The 22,848-nt window shown below is 61.0% G+C and carries 20 protein-coding genes and 2 pseudogenes; 17 read left to right on the forward strand and 5 right to left on the reverse strand.

The features are described 5' to 3' along the window. Positions 1-411: 411 nt before the first annotated feature. Positions 412-1,205: pseudogene (locus ACGGKE_RS04995) on the reverse strand (IS5 family transposase). A gap of 86 nt (positions 1,206-1,291) precedes the next feature. Between ACGGKE_RS04995 and ACGGKE_RS05000 the strand changes: the two are divergent. The 5 genes from ACGGKE_RS05000 (at position 1,292) to ACGGKE_RS05020 (ending at position 4,794) form a co-directional block, all read left to right on the forward strand. Beyond that, the gene (locus ACGGKE_RS05000; protein ID WP_394440581.1) at positions 1,292-1,645 is read left to right on the forward strand and encodes a hypothetical protein; all 354 of its coding nucleotides are present in this window, start codon (positions 1,292-1,294) and stop codon (positions 1,643-1,645) included. Between the two features lie 710 nt (positions 1,646-2,355). Further along, a complete protein-coding gene (locus ACGGKE_RS05005) occupies positions 2,356-3,198 on the forward strand; it encodes a hypothetical protein (protein ID WP_394440583.1) in 843 nt (280 codons plus the stop codon). Between the two features lie 20 nt (positions 3,199-3,218). Continuing rightward, positions 3,219-3,842 (forward strand): DUF4410 domain-containing protein, encoded by a 624-nt coding sequence (locus ACGGKE_RS05010; RefSeq protein WP_394440585.1) that lies wholly within the window; start codon positions 3,219-3,221, stop codon positions 3,840-3,842. A 49-nt stretch (positions 3,843-3,891) separates the two neighbouring features. Further along, positions 3,892-4,197, forward strand: coding sequence for a hypothetical protein (locus ACGGKE_RS05015; protein WP_394440587.1), 306 nt, complete (start codon positions 3,892-3,894; stop codon positions 4,195-4,197). A gap of 216 nt (positions 4,198-4,413) precedes the next feature. Next, positions 4,414-4,794 (forward strand): hypothetical protein, encoded by a 381-nt coding sequence (locus ACGGKE_RS05020; protein WP_394440589.1) that lies wholly within the window; start codon positions 4,414-4,416, stop codon positions 4,792-4,794. A gap of 14 nt (positions 4,795-4,808) precedes the next feature. On the opposite strand, the gene ACGGKE_RS05025 is transcribed toward ACGGKE_RS05020, so the two are convergent. The 4 genes from ACGGKE_RS05025 to ACGGKE_RS05040 all read right to left on the reverse strand — a co-directional run bounded on the left by ACGGKE_RS05025 (position 4,809) and on the right by ACGGKE_RS05040 (position 10,855). Next, entirely contained in the window at positions 4,809-6,143 is a 1,335-nt protein-coding gene (locus ACGGKE_RS05025; RefSeq protein WP_394440592.1) for a TolC family outer membrane protein, read from the reverse strand. Then, entirely contained in the window at positions 6,140-9,235 is a 3,096-nt protein-coding gene (locus ACGGKE_RS05030; protein ID WP_394440594.1) for an efflux RND transporter permease subunit, read from the reverse strand. The genes ACGGKE_RS05025 and ACGGKE_RS05030 overlap by 4 nt, the downstream gene beginning before the upstream one ends. Further along, positions 9,232-10,305, reverse strand: coding sequence for an efflux RND transporter periplasmic adaptor subunit (locus ACGGKE_RS05035; protein WP_394440596.1), 1,074 nt, complete (start codon positions 10,303-10,305; stop codon positions 9,232-9,234). Before ACGGKE_RS05035 ends, ACGGKE_RS05030 begins: the two co-directional genes overlap by 4 nt. Before the next feature lie 130 nt (positions 10,306-10,435). Further along, on the reverse strand, positions 10,436-10,855 hold the full coding sequence (locus ACGGKE_RS05040; RefSeq protein ID WP_083706624.1) for a hypothetical protein: 420 nt from the start codon (positions 10,853-10,855) through the stop codon (positions 10,436-10,438). A 223-nt stretch (positions 10,856-11,078) separates the two neighbouring features. Between ACGGKE_RS05040 and ACGGKE_RS05045 the strand changes: the two genes are divergently transcribed. From ACGGKE_RS05045 to ACGGKE_RS05100, 12 genes and pseudogenes are all read left to right on the forward strand, one after another. Next, a complete protein-coding gene (locus ACGGKE_RS05045; RefSeq protein ID WP_076715803.1) occupies positions 11,079-11,336 on the forward strand; it encodes an EF-hand domain-containing protein in 258 nt (85 codons plus the stop codon). Between the two features lie 81 nt (positions 11,337-11,417). Beyond that, the gene (locus ACGGKE_RS05050; RefSeq protein ID WP_394440600.1) at positions 11,418-12,155 is read left to right on the forward strand and encodes a response regulator; all 738 of its coding nucleotides are present in this window, start codon (positions 11,418-11,420) and stop codon (positions 12,153-12,155) included. 62 nt (positions 12,156-12,217) lie between these two features. Further along, a complete protein-coding gene (locus tag ACGGKE_RS05055) occupies positions 12,218-13,492 on the forward strand; it encodes an ATP-binding protein (protein ID WP_394440602.1) in 1,275 nt (424 codons plus the stop codon). A gap of 66 nt (positions 13,493-13,558) precedes the next feature. After that, positions 13,559-14,319, forward strand: a pseudogene (locus ACGGKE_RS05060) (IS5 family transposase). Between the two features lie 78 nt (positions 14,320-14,397). After that, on the forward strand, positions 14,398-15,495 hold the full coding sequence (locus tag ACGGKE_RS05065; RefSeq protein WP_394440604.1) for an IS630 family transposase: 1,098 nt from the start codon (positions 14,398-14,400) through the stop codon (positions 15,493-15,495). A 91-nt stretch (positions 15,496-15,586) separates the two neighbouring features. Beyond that, positions 15,587-16,084 carry an RcnB family protein gene (locus ACGGKE_RS05070; protein ID WP_394440606.1) on the forward strand — a complete coding sequence of 166 codons (498 nt, stop codon included), beginning with the start codon at positions 15,587-15,589 and terminating at the stop codon, positions 16,082-16,084. Positions 16,085-16,429: 345 nt separating this feature from the next. Beyond that, positions 16,430-16,768, forward strand: a complete 339-nt coding sequence (locus ACGGKE_RS05075; protein WP_394440608.1) for a hypothetical protein — start codon at positions 16,430-16,432, stop codon at positions 16,766-16,768. Positions 16,769-17,087: 319 nt separating this feature from the next. After that, positions 17,088-19,064, forward strand: coding sequence for a pilus assembly protein (locus ACGGKE_RS05080; RefSeq protein WP_394440610.1), 1,977 nt, complete (start codon positions 17,088-17,090; stop codon positions 19,062-19,064). Further along, positions 19,061-19,678, forward strand: a complete 618-nt coding sequence (locus ACGGKE_RS05085) for a TadE/TadG family type IV pilus assembly protein (RefSeq protein WP_394440612.1) — start codon at positions 19,061-19,063, stop codon at positions 19,676-19,678. Before ACGGKE_RS05080 ends, ACGGKE_RS05085 begins: the two co-directional genes overlap by 4 nt. Then, positions 19,675-20,325, forward strand: a complete 651-nt coding sequence (locus ACGGKE_RS05090; protein ID WP_394440614.1) for a TadE/TadG family type IV pilus assembly protein — start codon at positions 19,675-19,677, stop codon at positions 20,323-20,325. Before ACGGKE_RS05085 ends, ACGGKE_RS05090 begins: the two co-directional genes overlap by 4 nt. Positions 20,326-20,339: 14 nt before the next feature. Then, positions 20,340-20,621 carry a hypothetical protein gene (locus ACGGKE_RS05095; RefSeq protein ID WP_394440616.1) on the forward strand — a complete coding sequence of 94 codons (282 nt, stop codon included), beginning with the start codon at positions 20,340-20,342 and terminating at the stop codon, positions 20,619-20,621. Positions 20,622-20,727: 106 nt separating this feature from the next. After that, positions 20,728-22,767, forward strand: a complete 2,040-nt coding sequence (locus tag ACGGKE_RS05100) for a putative bifunctional diguanylate cyclase/phosphodiesterase (protein WP_394440618.1) — start codon at positions 20,728-20,730, stop codon at positions 22,765-22,767. Positions 22,768-22,848: the final 81 nt, after the last annotated feature.

Here is a 22,848-nt window from a genome sequence, read left to right on the forward strand (position 1 = left end):
GTTCGACAGGCAGATTCCGTTTCCCAGGTGCCGACCATCCGCTATTCCGGCAGCTGTCGACCCAACTTACGCCAATTCTGGTGGAACGATTAAAGGTCCACCTCTGACAGAAGCGAACCTGCAGAAATGACCACCGCCCGGCGCGTGGCGGGCGGTGGTCCAGATGGCCGCCCTGTGCGGCCGACAGGTTCACCGTGCGACGATATGAAGCAGCTACTCTGCGACCGGGATAGCCAAGCGCCTCGCCGATAATCCAATAGGCGCGACCAACAGCGCGCTCAGCAGACAATCCTCCGCTGTATTTCGTGGCTTGGCGAGACAGTTCAGCGGCATTGGAATCCACCATATTGGCGACGGCGACGCCCCGAGACGGTCGCGCGCAAAAGATTATTGCCTCAACTCTGACTGCTACTAGGCGGCGTGGACAAATTTGAGCCAGTATCTGGCCGTGGCGATGTGGACCATGCCGAGGAAGCTGTTGGCGAGTTGGTCGTATCGGGTGGCGATGGCGCGATTGATTTTAAGATGGCCGAACATGCGTTCGATGCGGTTGCGCTGTCGGTAGAGTGCCCGGTCATAATCGATTGTCACTCGGCGATTTGATCTACCCGGAATGACGGCCTTGATGATCCTGTCGGCGAGATCAGCCCGGATAGCGTCGGCGTCATAGCCTTTGTCCGCAAGGCAGGCGTCGGGTTTGCGTTCGGGCAGATCGATCAGGGCATCATACGCCTTGCAGTCCGCTGCTTCGCCACCAGTCAGATGGAAGGCGAGCGGTCGTCCGAGGGCATCTGTCAGGCAGTGAAGCTTACTGGTGAACCCGCCCCGCGAGCGGCCAAGAGCGCGTCGATGAGTCCCCCTTTTCCGCCCGCTGCCGAGACATGGGCGCGAACGGTGGTGCTGTCGATGCTGTAGTGGCCGCTGTCTGCCATGACCTCAGCGAGTGTTACCGCCACGGTTTCCCAGATACCGGCCTCGCTCCAGCGCCGGAACCGCCGATAGATAGTGTTCCAACTGCCGTATTTGGGCGGGACGTCGCGCCATGGAGCGCAGCAACGGAGCCGCCAGAGTATGCCGTTGATGATCGAGCGGTTCTGCTCGGGCGGACGACCTCGGCCCCGGTTCTCAGGCTCAATGGGTAACAAGCCCTTCAGAACGCGCCATTCTGCCTCGGTGAGATCGCCCCTGCTCAAGCCTGCCTCCAAAAAAGCAGCCTTGAATCAATGCTCACTGCCTGCGTCAACAGCATCGCTTGACTGCGGCTCAAAGCCGCAGCCAATACCATGCCCGCATGCGCTACCATTTCATCACAATGATATTCGGCCTCACGACCGCTTGCAGTAGTGCTTCGAGCCAGCCTCTACCGCCTATTGCCGATAAACTTCCTGCTGACGTTCGCGTTGCCCAGAAGGTCTTCGATCAGCGCGTGAAAGCCGCATATCCTGTAGGCTCGGCCGAGAAAATCGTTATCGCAGAGTTACAGAAAAACGGATTTGAGATCAGCCCGCCGGGTCCCGATGGCTATCGCTCGGCTGATATCCAACGGGGGAATGCGATCTGTACGACAATATGGTCGGTGCGCTGGAAAGCCGAAGCCAACTCTATCACGGAAGCATTCGGCGTGTTTGGTCACCGATGCCCTTGAGACCGCAATTTGTCCACGCCGCCTAGATGACCGGCGAGAAAGGGCGGCCGTCGATTGGTCGTGAATCGGAGATATTTCCCTGCGCTTACAGCAAAGGCTTCACTGCCACGGATGACCGTCACGGCCGCCCGTTGAATGTTCCGGGTAGCCAGCACCGTCGACGCGGCGAGCAGCGGCAATGAGGTTCTGCTTTTGAAGGACAACGGGAACGACCGATTCACTTGGATCACTCAGTTCTATGTCACGGTCGTCGACGCGGATGGCACGCGCACCCATGCCCTCCCAGCACGACAACGATGTTCAGTGCGTCCGGAAAGTCGAGCATGGACTCCCCGTCAACGATCTCGCCTACCATCTGAAGGGCCATCAAAGATCCCGACCGAAATAAATGGCGATACCCAACTCGGCCAGCACGCTGCGCATGCCCAAAGCCGACCGAGCGTCACAAAGATTTACAATCGTCGCCAACTCCTGTTGCTTGACGAGCCGATAACAGCCTCAGACATCAAGGAGGCGGTTATGCGGCAGGATGATCGACACTGGACACGGATCATCTTGCGGCCCGAGCCGTCCCCTTGATCGCATAACGCAATTTCCCCTTTGCGCTGGCCGTTTTTCCTTGCTCCTCCCCCTGGACGGCCGGCGCCGACGCGGTGCGGATCCTCGCCCCCCGGATCCGCACCGCGTCTTCTTGTCCGAAAGGCTTCACCATGAACCATTATCCGATCGCGGTCGCGACCGCATTGCTCGCCAGCGTGTCGACTATCGCCAATGCTGCCCCGGCCATGACGCTCTATCCACAGCAGATTGGCGCGGAAACGGCGCGCTATCAGCTTGGCAGCGCGACCATTTTCCTGAAATCACCGATGGCCACCGTCGAAATTCGGCCCCTGCCGGTGGAAGAGGGACGCGCCGCCTTTTCCATCGCCGTCTTCAACCATGGCGGCCGTCCCGCCAATCTGGGGATGGAAAATATCACCGCGACAGTAAACGGTATCCCGACGCCCGTTCCTACCTATGGGCAACTAACGGAAGCCGCCGCGCTCAAGGCACGCCAGGCGAAGATCGGCACCGCGCTGTTCGCCGGCTTGCTGGCAGGCGTCGCATCCACCGCATCGAACCAGGGCAGCTATTATCGCCATGTCCGTGGCCCGCGTGGAGGCTTTACCCAGGCCATTCACTGGCAGGACGATACGCCCGGCGTGATCGGCGCGACGGCCGCGGTCGTAGGCGGCGCGATGGTGATCGGCGGCATCGACCGAAAGCTCGACTACACGCTGGACCAGTTGGGAACCCAGATCTTACAAACGACCACGATCGACCCCGGCAGCAGCTTTGGTGGCATGGTCATCCTGCCTATTGATCGGGACACAGGCCATCCGGCAGATATCAGGGTCAATGTCGCCTTTGACGGCAGGGTCTATGCCTTCGGATTTCGCCTGACGCGCTCGGGCATCGGGTTGCCTCCGCCTGTGCCCGCGGCGGCAAGGGCGGACGCGCCCGGCGTCCAGCCATTGCCTGTCGACCTTGCCGGCGAAGATGGCGGCGAATGACCATGGCGGGAAGGAGCCGGATGCGCGCAGCGGCGATACCGCTGGTCGGCGCCCTGCTGCTGTTGCCGGCCTGCGCCGGCACGGCTGTCCATGACCTCAGCATGGCGCCCGCGCGGTCGCAGCAGATACCCGGCGCCATTGGGGTGCAGGTGACGCTGGCGCCGGACATCCGGTCCGATCCCTATGCGGGCAAGGCCGCGCATCGTTTGCAGGCCGAACTGGTCAAGGCCTATCGCAAGGCTGGCCTCCCCACCTCCGTCACGCCGGACGGGCAGCCCTCTCCCGGCGGAGCCATGGTAAGAGTCCAGATCGTCCGGGCCGATCCCGGCAACAGCGCCGAACGGTTGCTGATCGGCTTTGGCGCGGGCCGATCGGCCCTGCTCACCAAAGCCTCGTTCAAAATCGCCGGTCAAACCGGCCCGGCCATGTCCTTTTCCGCTAGCGCTAAGGATGGACGCAAGCCTGGCATGATCGTGCCGGGCGCCATCGCGGCGGCCACCGGCGAATTGTCGCGCCTTGCCATCGGTAGTGGCGTCGGCCTGCTGATGGGTCGCCGCAGCGGGCTGGACGGAGGCGCCAAGCGATCCGCCGCTCTCATCGTCAAGCAAACGCGGCAATTGTACCGCGCGTCCGGCTGGCCCTAGCCATCCGACAAGGGCTAAACCTCCCCCTCTTTCCAGCAAGGTTCGCGCAATGAAGATGCATCCCCCAATCCAGCCGCCGCTTCCCGAAATTCTGCTGGTCGATAATATGTTCGCACCTGAAATACTGGCTGGCGGCCTGACCGGCCTGTCACTGCTCAACGGCATCGTGACGGTCACTCTGGAAAATCCAAGAGCCGACCATGGCCGCCCCGATCCCGGCCTGGAACGTGTCATCGTCGGCAGGATCGGCATGCCGATTCCGACCGCGCAGGCGCTGCTTTGCGGCCTTTATCAATTTCTGAGCCAGCATCAGGTCAATCCTCTGGCAGCAGAAACGGAAATGCGCTGTCAATGAACTATTTCCCGTTACTGCACCTTACAGGACGCGAGCACCGCCACGACATCGCGCTGCTCCTGCCGCCATGCCGCTATCGATTTTCGATCCGATGGTCGGGCTCCAGTGCGGCATACACCATACAGCGCGTGACCCACATTGCCCCGATAAGATGACCTTGCCCAGAAAGGACGGCCCATGGCTGTGACATTTTCCTTCAGCATCCAACAACAGCTGGTGCTGATCGCCGCCCGTCAGTGGCGTCGGGCGCGACACCTGCACATCCCTGCCCAGCCGCATCTCTACCGCAAGCTCGCCCGCCATGGCTGCGGACAGCTGGCCCCCGCCTGCGACAGCCTGATGAGGCTATCCGAACTCGTGCTGGGGCATCCGTTTCGCTGCGGTACCGGCCTGGCCCTGTCGGAGGATGAATGGCGATTGCTCGACATGATCGAAGGGCGCGAGCGCCAATTGGTCCACGAATGCAGCGTCGCGCTGGCGAGCGCTTTCCGCCATGCCATCAGGTCGCTGCACATCATGCTAGATATGGCCTTTAACATCGACAGCGGCGAGCCGGTGAAACGTGCCGTCGCTTCGACCGGCCTGATCGCCGCCTGATCGTCAGGCGGCGATCATTTCATCAGCGCATTCACTCCGGCCAGCGTCTCATCGCCCAGATCGCCGGTCGCGGCGGCGAGCTGGAGCCGGGCCGTCATATAATCATATATGGCCTGACGCCGGTCGCGGTCGGTCGAAAAGCTCTGGCTCTGTGCATTGAGCACGTCGTCCTGCGTACGGATGCCGACCTCCCGCCCGGTATTGGCGGCATTCTGCTGCAAGCCGGCCGATCGGTTCGCGGTGTTCAGGGCCGCTATGCGGCGCGCGCCGGTCGATACGGCATGCCAGGCCTGCTGCGCCTGAAGACGGGCGTCGCGCCGCGCGGCATCCAGGGCGCGCTCAGCCTTGACGGCGCTGGCGCGGGCTTCCCGTTCCTTCGACTGAATCGCCCCACCGGCATAGAGCGGAATGGTGATGCGCAGCCCGGCCGACGCCGACTGGATGCGGTCGGGAATGATGCCATTGCCCCCTTCCCCGCCCAGCCGATACTGGCCCTGATAACCGGCGACGCCTTCGACGACGGGGCGTCCCGCAAGGCTGTAGCGGTCGATATCGGCTCCTGCGGCCTTTGCCTGATGCTCGGCCGCCTTCACCAGCGGCGACTGACGCTCTGCCTGCTCGATGGATGCTTCCAGCGTCACGAGCGGCAACGGCGCGGCGAAATTCCCGGCGGGTCGGTCCAACCCTTCCGCCGGCAAGCCCGTCAGTTCGGAAAAATCGGCGCGGGCATAGGCCAACTCGGCCTCGGCGCCGATGCGCTGTGCTTCACTCGCGTCGCGGCGGGCCTCCGCCTCGCGCACGTCGGTGATGCGGGCGCGCCCGGCATCGAAACGCGCCTGCGCAGCGCGCCGTTGCTGTTCTGCCGCATCGACCTGTGCCTGATAGGAGCTTAGCCTGTCCTCGGCCGCCAGCACTTTGAAATAGGCCTGCGATACACGAAGGACGAGTTGTTGCTGCTCGCCGGCAAACTGCACATCGGCGCCGGCCGCCTTTTCGCGCAGCTGGATCGACTGGGCGGTCTTGGAGGCATCATAGATCGGCTGAACCGCCTGCACGCCAACGGTTGCCCGGCCGCTGGAGCGGCTTCCGGTAAAGACCGGGTCCAGTTCATCCGGGAAACTGGCGTTGGTTTCCGTGACATTATATTGGTATCCGCCCTGAAGCTGTACGCTGGGCCGCTTGAGCGCCCGCGCCTGAACGGCGGCCTCCTGCCCCGCGTCGCGCTCGGCCTGCGCGCCCAGATGATCGGGATCATGGGCCGCCGCTGCTTGCCATGCCTCCATGAGGTCGGTTGCATGGACGGGCGACGCGAGCATGGCCGCTGCGGTACAGAGGAAAAGGCGTTTCATGCGGGAATCTCCTGGCTTTCGGCGCGATGCTGCGGGCGGTCGAAAACCAGCTCGTAGAGCGCGGGCAGGACGATGAGGGTAAGGATGGTGGCGACCATCAGGCCGCCCATGATCGCCCAGGCCATCGGCCCCCAGAAGGTCGACCGGGTGAGCGGGATCATGGCGAGGATAGCGGCGAGCGCGGTCAGCAGGATCGGGCGCAGACGATGGACGGCGGCTTCGCGGACGGCCTGCCGCATCGCTAGACCATGGCCCGACAAGGTGTCGATCTGCGCGATCAGGATGACCGAATTGCGCAGCACCATGCCGAACAGCGCCAGCGATCCCAGCATGGCGACGAAGCCGAAGGGGATGCGGAACAGGGCCATGATGAGCGCTACGCCGATCAGCGCCAGCGGCCCGGTCGCCAGCACCACCAGCATCCGCTTCACATTCTGGAGCTGGAGCATCAGCAGGATGACGATCACGAAGATGGCGAAGGGCACGGCGGCCATGGTCGCCTTCTGGTTGATGCTGCTCTGTTCTTCCGACCCGCCCTTGACGATGGAGGCGCCGGACGGAAGGTCGCGGCGCAGCGCCTCGATCTGCGGTTCGATCCGCTTCGTCAGGTCGCTTGCCTGCTCGCCTTCGACATCGGCGGAGATGGTGATGGTCGGCTGACGGTTGCGCTGGTAGATGACGGCCGGTTCGCTGCCCGCCGATACATGGCCAAGCTGGGCCAGCGGCACCGCGCCATTGGGCGTCGATATCGGCAGGTTGGCGATGCGGCCAAGGTCGGTCCGCTCCGCCGCGCTCAGGCGAAGCACCACGTCGAGGGCCAGATCGCGATCCCGAAAGCTGGTGGTATCCGCCCCGCCAATCGCCGCCTGCAACGATTGCTGCACCGCCTGCGTCGACAGGCCGAGAGCGCGAACCTTATCCTGATCCAGGTCGACCCGAATGGCCTTGAGCGGTTCGCCCAGATCGCTGTTCACGTCGCGCGCGTGACTGTCCGCACGGATCAGTTCCTCCAGCCGCTTTGCGACCAGCATGATCTGCGTAAGGTCCGGCCCCGCCACGCGATACTGCACGGGCTGGCCGACCGATGGGCCATTTTCCAGACGGCTGACACGGCCGCGCGCTTCGGGGAAATGCGTGGCGAACAGGCTCTGGATGCTGGCGATCACGCCTTCGCGCGCTTCCTCATCCCTGGTCTGGAGCACGAGTTCGGCCAGCGTGATATCGGGCGTCTGGACATTGAGCGGCAGGTAGAAGCGCGGCGATCCACCCCCGAGATAGGCAGTGGTGGACACCACCCGGTCATCGCGCGCCAGCAATTGTTCCATGCGGGCGGCGACGGCCTGCGTCTGGGCGAAGCTTGCATTTTGCGACAGCTGAAGGTCGACCACCAGTTCGGGTCGGTCGGACGCGGGAAAAAATTGACGCGGCACGCCGATCTGGAACAGCAGCATCGACCCGACAAACATTGCGAGCGCGACTGCCACCACCGTCTTGCGCCGGTCGAGGCAGCGGTCGAGCATACGCCGGAACCAGCCGTAGAACCGGCCTTCATATTGTTCTTCGGGCTCTCCCGCGTCGTCACGCGCATCCGCGCGCTGGGGCAGCAGATGATAGGCGATGAACGGCGTGAAGATGACCGCGACGACCCACGACAGGATCAGCGAAATGGCGATCACCTGAAACAGCGAGATCACATATTCGCTGGCCGTCGCCTTCGACATGGCGATCGGCAGGAAACCGGCGACGGTGATGAGCGTGCCGACCAGCATCGGCACCGCGGTCACGCTATAGGCGCTGACGGCCGCCCGCGTCCGGGTCCATCCCGCCTCCAGATGCGTCGCCACCGCCTCGACCACGATGATCGCGTCATCAACGAGCAGACCCAGCGCAATGATGAGTGCGCCCAGCGAAATGCGCTGAAGATCGATGCCCACATACAACATGCACACGAACGTCATCGCCAGCACCAGCGGGATGCACAGCGCCACCACGATGCCCGGTCGCCAGCCCAGCGACAGGAAATTTACAGCCAGCACGATGACGATCGCCTCGATCAGCGATGTCGTGAATTCGCCGACGGACTCGTCGACCACACGGGTCTGGTCGGACACGGTATGAATGTCCACGCCGACCGGCATTTCGGACTGGAGGGCAGCGATTGTGTGCTTCAGATCCTCGCCGAGGCGCGCGACGTCACCGTCCGACCGCAGGCTGATGCCCACACCGACCGCATCCTTCGCTCCAAAACGCATCCTGAACGTTGCAGGATGGACCGGCTTGCGTTCGACCTTGGCTATGGCGTCGAGCCGAACGCTCTTGCCATTGGCGACGATCGGCGTTGCGGCAATGGCCTCCACAGATGCGAAATCGCCCGTCACCTGCATCCGCACACGTTCCGCGCCGGCCTCTACGATCCCTGACGCAGCGACCGCGTTGGTCGTGTCGAGCGCGTCGGCTATCGCCTGCGCGGATATGCCCGACATGGCGAGACGCGCACTGTCATAGGTGACATAAATGGCTTCATCCTGCGCGCCGATGATCTGCGTCTTGGCGACATCGGGCAGCGCCTGGATACGGTCCCGCAGCGTCTCGGCATAGCGTTTGAGCACCGGGTAGGAAAAGCCGTCGCCCGTGACGGCATAGATATTGCCATAGGTCGTGCCGAATTCGTCATTGAAGGCCGGTCCGACGACCCCGTTGGGCAGGTCTGCGCGATTGTCGGTCACGGTCTTGCGGATGCGATACCAGATGTCGGGGACGGCGCTGCTCTTGACCGTCGATATGAGCGTGACGTTGAGCGTCGCCTGACCCGGTCGGGCCTTGCTCTTCACATAATCGATCTCGGCAATATTCTCGGTCAACACCGTCTCGATCGGCTTGATCACCTGTTGCGACATCTGCTGCGCCGTCGCGCCGGGCCAGCCGACGGTAATCATCATAGTCTTGACGGTGAATTCGGGGTCTTCCTTGCGCCCCAGCGCCATGTAGGAAAACAGGCCCGCAACGGCCGCCAGCACCAGCAGGAAGCCGACCATCTGCTGATGAGTAAGCGCCCAGCGGGACAGGTTGATGCCCTTCATGTCGATGCTCATGACTGCGGCACCTGCACGATACGAACCTTCTCGCCCGCGCGCAGCAGATGCACACCGGCCGTGACGATGGTCTCGCCCGGTTTCAGGCCGGACCGGATGGTCAGCATGTCGCCCTGCGCCGCGCCGATCTGCACGGCGCGCGGCTGCACCACCATCGTTCGCCGGTCGAGTACCCAAGCCTGCGCGCGTCCGTTGGATTGCAGCACGGCGGTCAGCGGCACCCGGACAGCGGCATCGCCGGCAGCGCCTTCCACCCGCAATTCGGCGGTTTCGCCCATCAGCAGCGCCTGTGCCGGCGCATCGACGGACAGGCGTGCCGCAAAGGTCCGCGTCGCGGGATCGGCAGCGCCCGATATGCTGCGGAGCCTGGCAGCATAACGCCGGCCCGGGCTGCTCCACACGCTCACGCTCAATCGTGAGGCGGACCGGATCCGGTCCAGACTGCCTTCCGGGAGCGCCACCGCGATTTCCGGCCGGGACGGATCGGCCAGCGTCACGATCGTCTGTCCCGCGCCCACGACCTGACCAACCTCGCCCTGAATCTGCGTGACGACGCCGGCGCGTGGCGCCGTGAGGACGGTGCGGCTCAGCTGCGCCGATGCCGTTCCGCTCTGGGCGCCGGCGGCACGCAACTGCGCCTGGGCCTGAACGGCCGCCGCCTTCTGCTGGTCGAACTCTGCGGGGGAAATGAAGCCTTGCTTCAGCAATTCGCGCGACCGCGCCAGATCAGCCTGTTGCACGGCGGCGGCGGTCCGGGCCGAACTGCTCTGCGCCGCCGCGCTGTCCAGCGCCCGCGCATAATCGCTGTTGTCGAGACGCAGCAACGTCTGGCCCGCATGGACGCTGCTGCCAAGGTCGACCCTGCGCTCGACGATCCGGCCCGCCACTTCGAATCCGATCTGGCTTTCAAAGGCGGACCGGATTTCGCCGGCATAGCTCGTGCTGGTACCGGCATCGGCGCCGATGCGCTGGACGGCTACGGCGCGTCGTTCATCCCTGACCTGCGGCTCATCCCGACAGGCCGGAAGCAGCAGCAACGCGATCGGTACGATATAGGCGAAATGTGCCATTCCATCCCCGTGGGAAAAGGCCGCCAAGGCAGGCCGGTTCATGCAAGGCCGAGGGAATGGAGCAGGTCTGCAACAATCTGATACGCGCTTTGTAACGCTATGTAACAGGCTGGCGGCGCTAGGCGCGCGTTCAGCCTGGTCCGTCGCCGATAGTGCCGGACCATGAGGCCGACCCGCCATTGGGACCGGTCATGTTGCGATGATAGGTTGCGGTCCCGTCGCCATTGGCGGTCGCGCTGGTCGATCGCCCCCAGCTTTTTCCGCTGTTGGTCACATGACTGGTGGAGCCGTGAAACTGCCCGTCCTGCGCCTGATACCCGCGCTGGCTGCTGAAGCCACGTCCGTCATTGGTCTGGACGTTGCGGGTCATGGCTGCCTGCCCGCCGCCGCGCGAGGCGTTGTAGCTGCTGTGCATTCCTCGCCCATTCGGCCCCTGCACGTTGCGGCTGTGGCTATATTGAAAGGAACGGTTGCGGGCTTCGGCCGCCGATATGCTGGCTGCTACGGCCAGGGTCGAAACGATAATCGTGGTGAATTGGCGCAATATCATGATGCATACTCCTTTCCCGCGTCAGAAAGGGGCGCGGGACGGAATGTGTCGCACCGGGCCGTGAACGGCCTTGCCGCACAATGTATCGGATATTTGCAGCCGCATCGAGGCCGGATCGGGCGGTTACAAACTGTAATCTGTCTTCACCCAGGGATCGAACGTGCAGGCAGCATGCGCGCTATATTGGTCAAGCTCGTTTCGGGCCTGATAATAGGAGAATGACATGAAATATCTGACGACCGCCCTGTCGCTGGCCACCATGGCTCTGGCCCAGGCACCGGCCGCCATGGCGCAGGATGCGTCGGCGAAGGCGCAGGAAATGTTCGCCAAGGCCGACACCAATCAGGACGGCGCGCTGTCGCTGGAGGAATGGAAGGCGGCCGGTCGCCGCGACCGCGGCTTTGCGATGATCGACGCCGACCATGACGGGAAGGTCACGCCGGATGAACTGCGCGCTGCCGCCGCGATGCGTGGCAAGTGATCAATTGCCCCTGGAAACATGTTAGATGTTTTCAGGGGCGCCGCATCATGGGAGCAGGCGCTGTCGACGAAGGAATATGGCATGGTTGCCGAAACGCAGGCATCAAATGGCAAGGTCGCGATCGTCGAGGATGACCCCGGCATTCGCGATCTGGTGCGCATGTTGCTGACCCGCGAGGGGTTTGAAGTCCTGGCCATGGAGAATTCGGCCAGCCTTGACGTCGATGGCGTACTGGAACGGCTCGATTGCCTGATCCTGGACCTGATGCTGCCCGGCGAGGATGGGCTGGAAATATGCCAGCGCCTTCGCGCCCGCTGGCCGCGCCTGCCGATCCTGATGGTCACGGCGAAGGATGATCCGATCGACCGGATCATCGGACTGGAGATCGGCGCGGACGATTATCTCGCCAAGCCGTTCAACAAGCGGGAACTGCTGGCGCGGCTGCGCTCCATCATTCGCCGGACCCGTGACATAGACACGGCCGCCAGCGAGGAGAATGGCGACAATTTCCGGTTTGACGGCTGGCTGCTGCGCCTGGGCGCGCGCGATCTGACAAACCCGGCGGGCGAGCCGGTGGGCCTTACCACCAGCGAGTTCGACCTGCTCCACGCGCTTGTGATGCACCCGCGCCGCATCCTGTCGCGCGAACTGCTGATCGACTGGACACGGGGCGGTCATGCCAGTCCGGTGGATCGCGTCATCGACGTGCAGATGAGCCGGCTTCGGCGCAAGCTGGGCGACGATCCGCGCGAACCCGTGATGATCCGCACCGTGCGGGGCGACGGCTATCTGTTCGCACCGGCCGTCACTCGATGCTGAAGCTGCGCCCGCCCCGGTTGCGAGAGCGGATAGGCCTCATCGTCCTGCTCCATCTGCTGGCCATGATTGCCGTCATTCTGCTGTTCCTGGAACAGACGGATATGCGCAAGATGGCCCCGCTATATCGGGTGCCCGTTCCCGAAAAGGTCGCACTGGTCGTCACCGCGTTCGAACGCACGCCGCCCAGATCGCATCCCGACCTTGTCCGCGCCTTTTCCGATGCGACCATGCGCGTTACCATGCTGGCGGCACTGCCTTCGGGCCAGGCATCCTCTGCCACGCCCGCGACCCTGTCCCGCTATCAGGAGGCTTTGGGCGGCAGGCCGTTTCGCATCGAAACATCAGGCGGCATCGGCCCCGCAGACCTCGACATGCGCCCGGCGGTCACGATGAACCCCGTGAGGATATCGGTCGCCCTGTCCGGCGGCGATGCCATTATGGTCGAACAGATGGTCGCAGCGCCGCTGACCAAGATCGTCAACAATTTGATGCTCTTCCTGGCGGCGGTTGCGATTGTCGATATCGCTGTCATCCTGTGGCTGGCCGCGCAGACGACGCGGCCTGTCGAACGGCTGGCCCGCGCTGTCCGCGAAGACCGGCTGGAGGCGCTGAAGCCCGACGGCCCGCGCGAGATCGTGGAACTGGGCGAAGCGTTCCGGCAATTACGCCAGCATCTGCGGACGCTGCTTGATGAACGAACGCGCATGCTCGCGGCCATCGCACATGATTATCGCACCTATCTGACCCGCATGGACCTGCGCAGCGAATTTATTGAGGATGACGAACAGCGTGCCCTCGCTGGCAAGGATATCGAGGAAATGCGTGACCTGCTGAGCGATACACTCACCTTCGCACGGGAATCGGCCGCGACCGACCTAGACATGGCGACATCCGACATTCGCGCCGAACTGGCGCTGGTCGCCGAAGAACGCCTACAGCGCAACCAGCATGTGGACGTCGCGCCGCTGCCCCATGCCGTCCATGCTCACGTTTCTCACATTTCCTTCCAACGCATGATGGCCAACCTGCTGGACAATGCGGTTCGCTACGGCGGCGGACAGGCGCGTGTCCTTGTTGAGCCTGAAGGCCCGTTCATCCGCATCATGGTGGAGGATGACGGCCCCGGCGTACCCGAACCCAGCCTGCCGCGCCTGACCGAGCCGTTCGAGCAGCTAGAACCTTCGCGCGCGCGCAGGACGGGGGGCGTGGGCCTTGGCTTGTCGATCGTCCAGGCACTGACCCAGCGCTATCGGGGCGAACTGGTGCTGGAAAATCGCGCGGAAGGCGGGTTTCGCGCCATCCTGTTGCTCCGCAGTGCAGGAGGAACTAGGCCGTAAACTCATAAAATGGCTTGAGGGTTGACCGTTTGCGTGATTCAGGAGCCTCCAAATTTGGAGGGTTTGATGGCACGGCGGCGGTATGAACTGACAGATCGGGAATGGGCCATCATCGAGCCGTTGTTGCCCAACAAGCCGCGTGGCGTGGCGCGGGTTGATGACCGACGAGTGCTGAACGGGATCATGTGGCGTTTCCGGTCCGGCGCGACATGGGCGGAAATTCCCGAGCGCTATGGCCCGTCGACGACCTGCTACAACCGGTTCGTGCGCTGGCGCAAAGCCGGGGTGTGGGACCGGCTTCTGGCTGAGGTTTCCGCCGGATATAATAGCGAACTGGTGATGATCGATTCCACCTGTATGCGCGTCCACCAAAATGGTGCGACGGGCAAAAAGGGGGAAGCTATGATCGTGGCATGGGACGTTCCCGGGGCGGCCTCACCAGCAAACTCCACGCTCTTGTCGATGCTGACGGGCGCCCGGTCAGCCTGAGACTGACAGGCGGGCAGATTCACGATGCCTGCGAGGCGGAGGCGCTGATCGAAGCCATTCCCGAGGGCGCAACCCTGCTGGGCGACAAGGGGTATGACAGCAACGCCATCCGTGAAGCCGCTGCGGCCAGGAACGTCTGGGCCAATATTCCCAATCGATCCAACCGCAAGCAGCGCTTCGCCTTCTCGCCATGGTTCTACAAGCAGCGCAATCTTGTCGAGCGCTTCTTCAACCGCATCAAGCAGTTCCGCGGCATTGTCACCCGCTACGATAAGGACCCCGCCAACTTCCTCGCCGCCATCAAACTCATCTGCGTTCGCCTCTGGTGCAACGCGTAATGAGTCTACGCGCTAGTCATCTGGAACTGAAGTAAGCATCATTGTATATCCCTTGTCGGAGAGACCGGGGGATTGGTGATGGCGGGTCGACAGGCGGATTTGGTCGTATTGAGCGGCGAGGACCGGTCTTTTCTCGAAGCACAGGTTCGGCGGCACAAAGCGCCGCGATCGCTGTCGGATCGTTGCCGGATGGTTTTGCTCTGCGCGGAGGGATTGCAGAGCAAGGAAGTTGCCGAACGCCTCGGTGTCCACGAGCACACGGTCGGCAAATGGCGGCGGCGGTTCGTGCAGGATGGCATCGAAGGGCTGACCGACGAATATCGTGCGGGTCGCCCACGCACAGTGTCGGATGCGCAGGTTGCTCAGGTGATCGAGCGCACGCTGAACACCACTCCGAAGGATGCCACGCATTGGTCGATCCGTTCCATGGCAGCCGAAACGGGGCTGTCGCACACCACCATCCGCCGGATCTGGTCTGCGTTTGGCCTGCAACCTCACCGGTCCGAGACGTTCAAGCTGTCCACGGACCCGTTGTTCGTCGACAAGGTCCAGGACATTGTCGGCCTCTACATGTCTCCGCCGAACCGGGCAGTCGTGCTGTGTGTGGACGAAAAATCCCAGATCCAGGCGCTGGATCGCGAGCAACCGGTTTTGCCGATGGCACCGGGCGTGCCTGAGCGGCGAACCCATACCTATATCCGCAATGGCACGACATCCCTGTTCGCCGCACTCGACATCGCTACCGGCGCCGTGATCGGCAAGTGCTACAAACGGCATCGGGCAACTGAGTTCCTCGACTTTCTCAAGCGGATCGACGCCGCGATGCCCGAGGGTCCGGACGTCCACCTCGTGATGGACAACTACGCCACCCACAAGACGCCGAAGATCAAGGCCTGGCTGGCGCGCCGCCCGCATTGGCATGTTCACTTTACGCCAACATCGGCGTCCTGGATCAATCAGGTCGAACGGTGGTTTGCAGAACTGACGCGCAAGCAGCTGCAACGCGGCGTCCATCGCTCCACGGCTGAACTCGAAGCCGACATCGCCGCCTTCATCGCGGCGCATAATGAAAATCCCAAACCCTATAAATGGGTCAAATCCGCCGACGAAATCCTCGCCTCGGTCAAACGCTTCTGCCAAAAAACAATGAGTCGAACTTCGGATTCACGTGACTAGGCCGACCTGACCGACACGGATTGATACATGGCGCCCGACCGGATGATGCAAAGGCCATCCATATCAGGCTTCCCACCCTAGGAGTCCGATCATGCCCCGGTTTTTCAATCCCCAATCTTTTACGAAGCAAGGTTTCCGCATCAGCGCCGCCTTTGCAGGCAGCGCCACCCTGTTCCTGTTCGTCATGGCCATCATGGCCAGTCCGGCCGCAGAGGCGCAGGTCGTCCGGCATACGACCGTCACGCCCCGCCCCGGGGTTTCGCATAGCCGTACCGTCATCGTCGATCGCGGTCGTCCCGGCTGGTGGCGCGGCCACCCTGGATTTGTCCATTATCACGGCCCGCGCCATGGCCATTATTTTGCGCCCGGCTATGGCTATTACGCCATCCCGCCCCGACATGTGCATAGTGTCTGGATCGTCGGTGGCACGCTCCCCCTGTCGATGCGCCATTATGTCGTCGTCAATCCGATCGGCTATGGACTGTCCCCTGCACCGGCAGGCCATATCTGGTGCTATGCGGGGACGAATTTCGTGCTGATTTCTCGAAACACCGGCGTCATCATTCAGTCCGTCGTCGGCGGTTGGTGAAGGAGCGACACTCGCTGGCAGTGTTTCTGACTGCCAGCGGCCCATACGGTCTTTCCGCTAACGTCAGCTTTCGTCGAATTCCGCCGCTCGGCTCCTTGCTACGGAAACGGCGGAAATGTCCCACGACTTGCCCGTCGTCAGCCGACCCAAATATGGCCATTCCCCATGTGGTGGTGCGAATGTCCGGATATGACAAAGGCCGCCGATCAATCTAAGCCGCTGTCGCAACAGACCCCTGAAGCAGTCGCTTGGGGCAATCGCAGCAGTCCCGTTTCTTCATCTCTAGCTAGAAGTTTGGGGAACACTATCGGAACGCGTTTTGGGTAGACGCAGCGACGGCAGATCGTGAAGGCGGCCATCGGCTTCCGAGAGAGCCAATGGGTCCCGCGAGGGTTTCGAGACTTCCTCGCGCACCGCATCAACCATTTTCTCCAGTGCCGGCACAGCCACATCCAGAATGAGGAAAAGATCTATTTCCCCATGTTTCGCCTGCTCGACCGAGCCATGGTCGCAGACTTCGACCTGCTGAAAGACGCGCTGCTCGCGCCGGCGGGCGGCGCACGCACGTCGCTCGATGCGGGGCCCGGCACCGACCCTTCGCGGCGCGCGGCCAATGCCTATGCCACCGAGGCCTGCCGTCTGCTCTCCCTGCTGCTGCGCACCTGGTTAACGAGGAAGAGCTGATCGTGCCCGACATGCTTCATCGCGGCTAGCAGTCGTCGGTTGATCCGCAAGCCGCGGCCCGAAGCATGCCGTCTTTGCCAAATGCTGATCATTTCCAGACAAGAGCAGCGAAGCCGCAGCCCTTTGCGCGCCATTGTCCGCGGCAGCGCCCCCGCTTATGCTTGGGCTCTTTACCCAGCCTGCTGGTAAAGGTTGCACATGTCGGGCAAACCAACGATCGCGACACCTAATCACGGTTGATCTAGATCAATACGTTTTTCCACGACTTTAATTCGATGTCAATTAGCGGGCCTCACAACACCCCGTCCGAGGGGTTTTTATGGGTTTTCTGACGCGCTTGCGCGACAATGAAGCGGGTAACGTGCTCGTTTTGGTTGCAGCAGGTTTTATCCCGTTGTTGGGCTTTATCGGCGGTGGCGTTGATATGGCCCGCATCTATCTTGTGAAGACGCGCTTGCAGCACGCTTGCGACGCAGGTGCGCTCGCGGGTCGTAAACAGATGGGCGGAGGCGCATGGAATGCCCAGAATGACAAGGCTCGGCTCACGGCCGATGGTATTTTTAACATTAATTATGTTCCTGGCTCCTACGGATCGAGCGACCTCGTAAAAAATTTCACGGAACGCCAAGGCAAGGTCACCGGCACGGCTTCTGTGACCATACCCATGACGATCATGGTCATTTTCGGCTTTCCCACCAAAACAGTCGCCGTCACCTGTGACGCCGAGATGCGTATTCCCAATACGGACGTGATGTTCGTGCTGGATACAACGGGGTCGATGGCGTCGAAGAATCCGGGCGAGGGCGATACCAAGATTAATGGGCTCAAGAAGGCTGTGAAATGCTTCTATGAAGCCTTGGCCAAAATAGATACGACGGCGAGCTGCGGAAGCAATCCTTCGGGCGCACGCAACAATGACGTCCAGCTTCGCTTCGGCTTCGTACCCTACTCCTCAAACGTGAACGTCGGTCGACTGCTTCGCAACGACTGGATGGTGAACACCGCGCTTTACCAGTCTCGCAAGGCCAAGACGACCGGCAACGTCGATGTCGACGGCTTCAAGGAGGGCAAAGCGGAAGTCGCGTCGACCGAGCAAGTTCCCTACAATATGAACTGGAGCGCGTGGGAAAATCACGGCAGTGCGACCGGAACAAGCTGCAGCGGCAAAGTGCCCGCCGATGCCATCGAAATGACCGGCAGCGAGAGCGCGCCATATAATCAGCAATCTACTATTAGTGGCCAATCCCGCGTCGTGACATGGTCCACCAATCAGGATGGCCGCTATTACAATTACCAAGGTATTATCGTCAGCGGCAAGTGCCAGATCCAGCGGCGCTACATCACAGGCTATCTCAAGCGTAACTATCAGCGTTCGGATTCCAGCGGATTCAAAGACTATGAATATGATCAGCTGAGTTTCGATGTCTCAGGCCTGAAGGCTGGCGGCAGTAATTGGAATGCCAGCATCACGGCCCCGGTAGGCCCCTATGGCCAGACAGCGACCATAGCTTGGGACGGCTGCATCGAGGAGCGGCAGACTTATCAGCTCACCAGCGATGATCCGTCGGGCAAATTTTCACCTGTGCCGGCCAGCGCCTTGGACATGAACATCGATATGGTGCCGAGCGCAGACGCATCGCGCTGGCGGCCTCTCTTGCCCGATCTCGTTTGGGGGCGTTATGATTCAAATGGAAACTGGACCACGGCGAAGGTCAAGACCAGTTCTGATCTAAGTCGCAACTACACCTACGCATGCCCCAGCGCCGCGGCAAAGCTAAAATCATATTCGTCCGCGAGCGGCTTTGAAGCCTATGTCAATACTCTCAGCCCGAATGGGAACACCTATCACGACATCGGCCTGTTGTGGGGCGCACGCCTTATGTCGCCGACTGGTCTCTTCGCATCGGAAAATGCCTTCACGTCCACCGGGGGTGAAATAGAGCGGCACCTCGTGTTCATGACGGATGGTGACACCGTCACCAGCAATCAGGGCTATACCGCTCATGGTATCGCATGGTGGGATAGGCGGCAGACGCGCAGCAATGCCGGGCCCAGCGCCAGTTTGCTGACGGGCGTCGTCAACGAGCGAACCGCGGCGTTGTGCGCAGCCATCAAATCGAAGAATATCACATTGTGGGTAGTATCGTTCGGAACGGGAGTGAGCTCAAGTGCGCAGGCACTACTGCAATCCTGCGCTTCCCCCAATCGCTTTTATGTCGCCGCGAATAGCGCGACACTGATCTCGAACTTCCAGCAGATAGCCGACGAAATTTCACAGCTAAGGCTGACCAAATGACGCGGTCAAGACACATTGCCGCAGATGTTGCGACGGATGAAGCGGGCGCTACGCTGGTCGAATTTGGTCTGATCTCGACCGTCTTGTTCTCGACCCTGCTCGGCTTCATGGATCTTGGACATAGCCTCTACATGCAGTCGGTGTTGCAAGGGGCGGTGCAAAAAAGCGCGCGTGATTCGACATTGGAGAGTGGCAAGGCAGAAGCGCAACGACAGCTTCTCGATGAGGCCGTTCGTGAACAGGTTCAGCATCTTGCGGCAAATTCGACAGTGTCCTTCTCCCGCCGCTATTTTCGCGACTTCACCAAGGCTGCGCAGGCGACCGCCGAAGCATTTCAAGACATTAACGGCAACGGCCGCTGCGACAATGACGAGCCGTTTCAGGACAATAATCACAACACGGTCTGGGATCGCGATGGCGGTGATAATGGACAAGGTGGTGCCAAGGACGATGTCGTGTACACCGTCACGATCACCTACCCGCGGCTATTCCCTATGGCCAAGCTGATAGGTCTTTCCGAGCACGTTACAGTCGAGGCGCGCACAGTGCTGGAAAATCAGCCTTTCGGCGAGCAGGGAAGCTATGGCGTACCTGTTGTGGGCCATTGCACATGAGCGTCTTGGCCAGCCTTTGGCATGTTATCACGGATCGACGCGCGGTGGCGGCGGTCGAGTTCGGCTTGGCGCTGCCTGTCATGACTGCAATCGCCTTTACTGGAGCGGAACTGACCAATTATGTCACAACAACCATGCGGGTCAGCCAATTGGCTCTGCATGTGGCTGATAATGCGGCTCGGATCGGGACCGGCACAGTTCTGGCCAACAAACAGATTACAGAAGCTCAGATCAATGACCTGCTAACAGGCGCGGGCCTTCAGGGCGGGCAGCTTGATCTTTACGGAAATGGGCGGGTGATCCTAAGCAGCATTGAGCCGGTCGCTAATCCAAACCCGACCAATCGCTATCAGATTAGGTGGCAGAGATGTCGAGGCGTGAAAAGCTGGCCATCTTCATATGGTCGCGCGGGGGACAATAATCTGTCCGGAGTGACCGTCGGCGGGCAGACGGCCACGGCGCCGGACGACGGCGCATTGATGTTCGTCGAGGTAGCGTATGACTATCAACCGCTAATCGCGCGGCTCTTCATCCCGCGCGATGAGATCACCGCTGTGGCGGCCATGACAGTCCGTGACCAGCGCGATTATGGCGGTGGCACCAATGGTATCTACAATAATGAAAATGTCGTCCCATCGACGTGCTGAAGGAACAGTGAGCCATGGACAAACTTCTGTACATGACCTTGGGTGTGGGCGTGATGATTACCGCGGCCTTGGACCAGGTCGACCAAAGTGCCGTACCAGAACGGACCCTCCAGCACAATCAGAACAATGTAGAAAATGCAGCATTCACTCAGGCGGAAACTGACTCAACTTGGCCTGCAAATGCTCAGCCTTATCACGTCGATAAGGTAGCCCCGCCCGCCCCAGTAAACCCGATCCCACGAGCGGAAGATCTTGGCGGAAAAGTCATCAGCGACCGGTTTCAGGTGGATGGATGATCTATTGATTTGAAACACCCACTCTTCTTCATGCCTGCAGGAGTATCCTGTGCGAATGCCCCGACCATCACGTGCCCAGCCCACCTCATTGAGTGACAGCCAGGCTATGCGCCTGCTCGAAAAATACGAGTCGAGCGGCAAGGGGTGGTTCTGGGAAACGTGCGTGGACGGAAAACTTGCCTATCTTAGCCCGAAGATTACGCAAGTCATGACGAATAAGGGCCTCTTCCCCGTCAACCTGCCCGAACTTGTGGACAGTGACGCAAGCTTGGCAGAGCAGGCCTCTGGACGTAGCCTCAGCTTCTATCTCACCTCGCGACTGCCCTTCGACAATCTTGTGCTGAAGGCGAGGGGCCATGATGATCTCTGGTGGGCCCTTACCGGCGAGCCAGCCCATGATGAGGCGGGCCGCTTTAGGGGATTTGTGGGTTTTGCCTTAGATCTTACTGATCAGAAAAAGTCCGAGATCAAACTGCTGCAGCTGGCGCGTTTTGATTCTCTGACGAACTTGGCCAACCGCGATACCATGCGTCAAGCATTGGAAAATAGCCTCACCTCGTCCGCGCATCGCCGGCAGCGCTGCACGACTATGATGCTTGACCTCGACCGGTTCAAGCTTGTCAACGACACGTTGGGACATCCCATAGGCGATCAACTCCTCAAAGCTGTATCCGAACGGTTGGTGAAGGTCGTCGGTGGGAGGGGCAAGGTAGGACGCTTGGGCGGAGATGAATTTCAACTTATCTTTGCCGATCTTTGCGAAGCCGACGTGCTTTCGGCCATAGCCGGAGAAATCATCCACGCCCTGTCGCAGCCTTATTTGATTCAGTCTCACCTCATTTCCATCGGCGCTTCTATCGGCATCGCAACTTCGGACTATGATGATCGTTCGGCGGTCGATTTGGTGCGGGACGCGGATCTAGCGCTTTATTCGGCTAAGGCGGCAGGCAAAGGTACCTACCGCTTTTTCGCTTCTGAGATGCACGAACAGGCCCGTGTTCGTCAGCAGATCGAAGAGGATATGCAACGGGCCTTGGGAAATGGCGAATTTCATGTCGCCTACCAGCCAGTGGTTCATACCCAAACAGGAGAGTTGACGGGTTTTGAAGCGTTAGTCCGCTGGACTCATCCTGTGAGGGGATCAGTCTCGCCGGCCATCTTCATCCCGATCGCGGAAGAAGCTGGCCTTATAGCGGAAATAGGAGAGTGGGTCCTTCGAACGGCTTGTTTGGAGGCCGTTAAATGGCCGGCACCCATCAGCGTGGCCGTGAATATCTCACCTGTACAATTTGCGCATCAAGCCCTGCCATCCTTGGTAGCAAGCGCACTGGCCTATTCCGGGCTCCCGGCAAACAGGCTGGAACTAGAAATCACAGAAGGCGCATTGCTCAATGACACCGTCAAGACCCGTGCGGCAATCGACACGCTCAAGGGGTTAGGAGTGAAGATTGCTCTGGACGATTTTGGCACCGGCTATTCCAGTCTTGGCTACCTCAAGAACATCCCCTTCGACAAGATCAAGATCGACCAATCTTTCATCAAGGGAGCAACACTCCCAGGAAACAACAACGTACCGATCATCAAGGCCATCGTTGGCTTGGCAGTCGACTTAGACATGATCACGACGGCTGAAGGCGTGGAAACAGAGGATCAATTATCCCTCGTGCGTTCGCTGGGATGCACTCTGATCCAGGGCTACATCTATGGCCGTCCGCTGGACCCAGGATCGGCGTTCGAAAGAGCATTGGAACAGACCGCACAGGCAAGTGGCTTCCGGCACGCTCGTGCCGAGCGGCGTCGGATAATTCGCACGGGCCACATCACCGCAAATGCGATCAGCCAAGCGGTGAGAGTGCGCAACATGTCCAAGACAGGCGCCATGGTCGAGACAGGTCTTGCTCTGCGAATTGGCGACTTGATATCGCTCGACATCGGGCTCTCTTATCCTATGGAAGCTGAAGTGCGCTGGGCTAAAAACGGTCAAGCGGGGCTCAGATTTGTTCAGCCGGTTGATCTCGACGCCGTTCTGCTTTCAAAGCCGAAGCAGGCGTTCAACACCTTCGTGCCGAGCTATCTTTCGGCAGAGAGCGACCAGTTATTTGCAGACAAGCAGAAGCTAGACCCTCGAAGTCTGAGAAAAATTTGACGTTTGCGAGATCGGCCGGGAGTGAATGATCATTCGGATGTAGTTCTATTCAGCGACGATAATCAGTATAGCCATTTACCC

The organism is Sphingobium naphthae (assembly GCF_043589935.1).
Classification (GTDB): Bacteria; Pseudomonadota; Alphaproteobacteria; order Sphingomonadales; family Sphingomonadaceae; genus Sphingobium; species Sphingobium naphthae_A.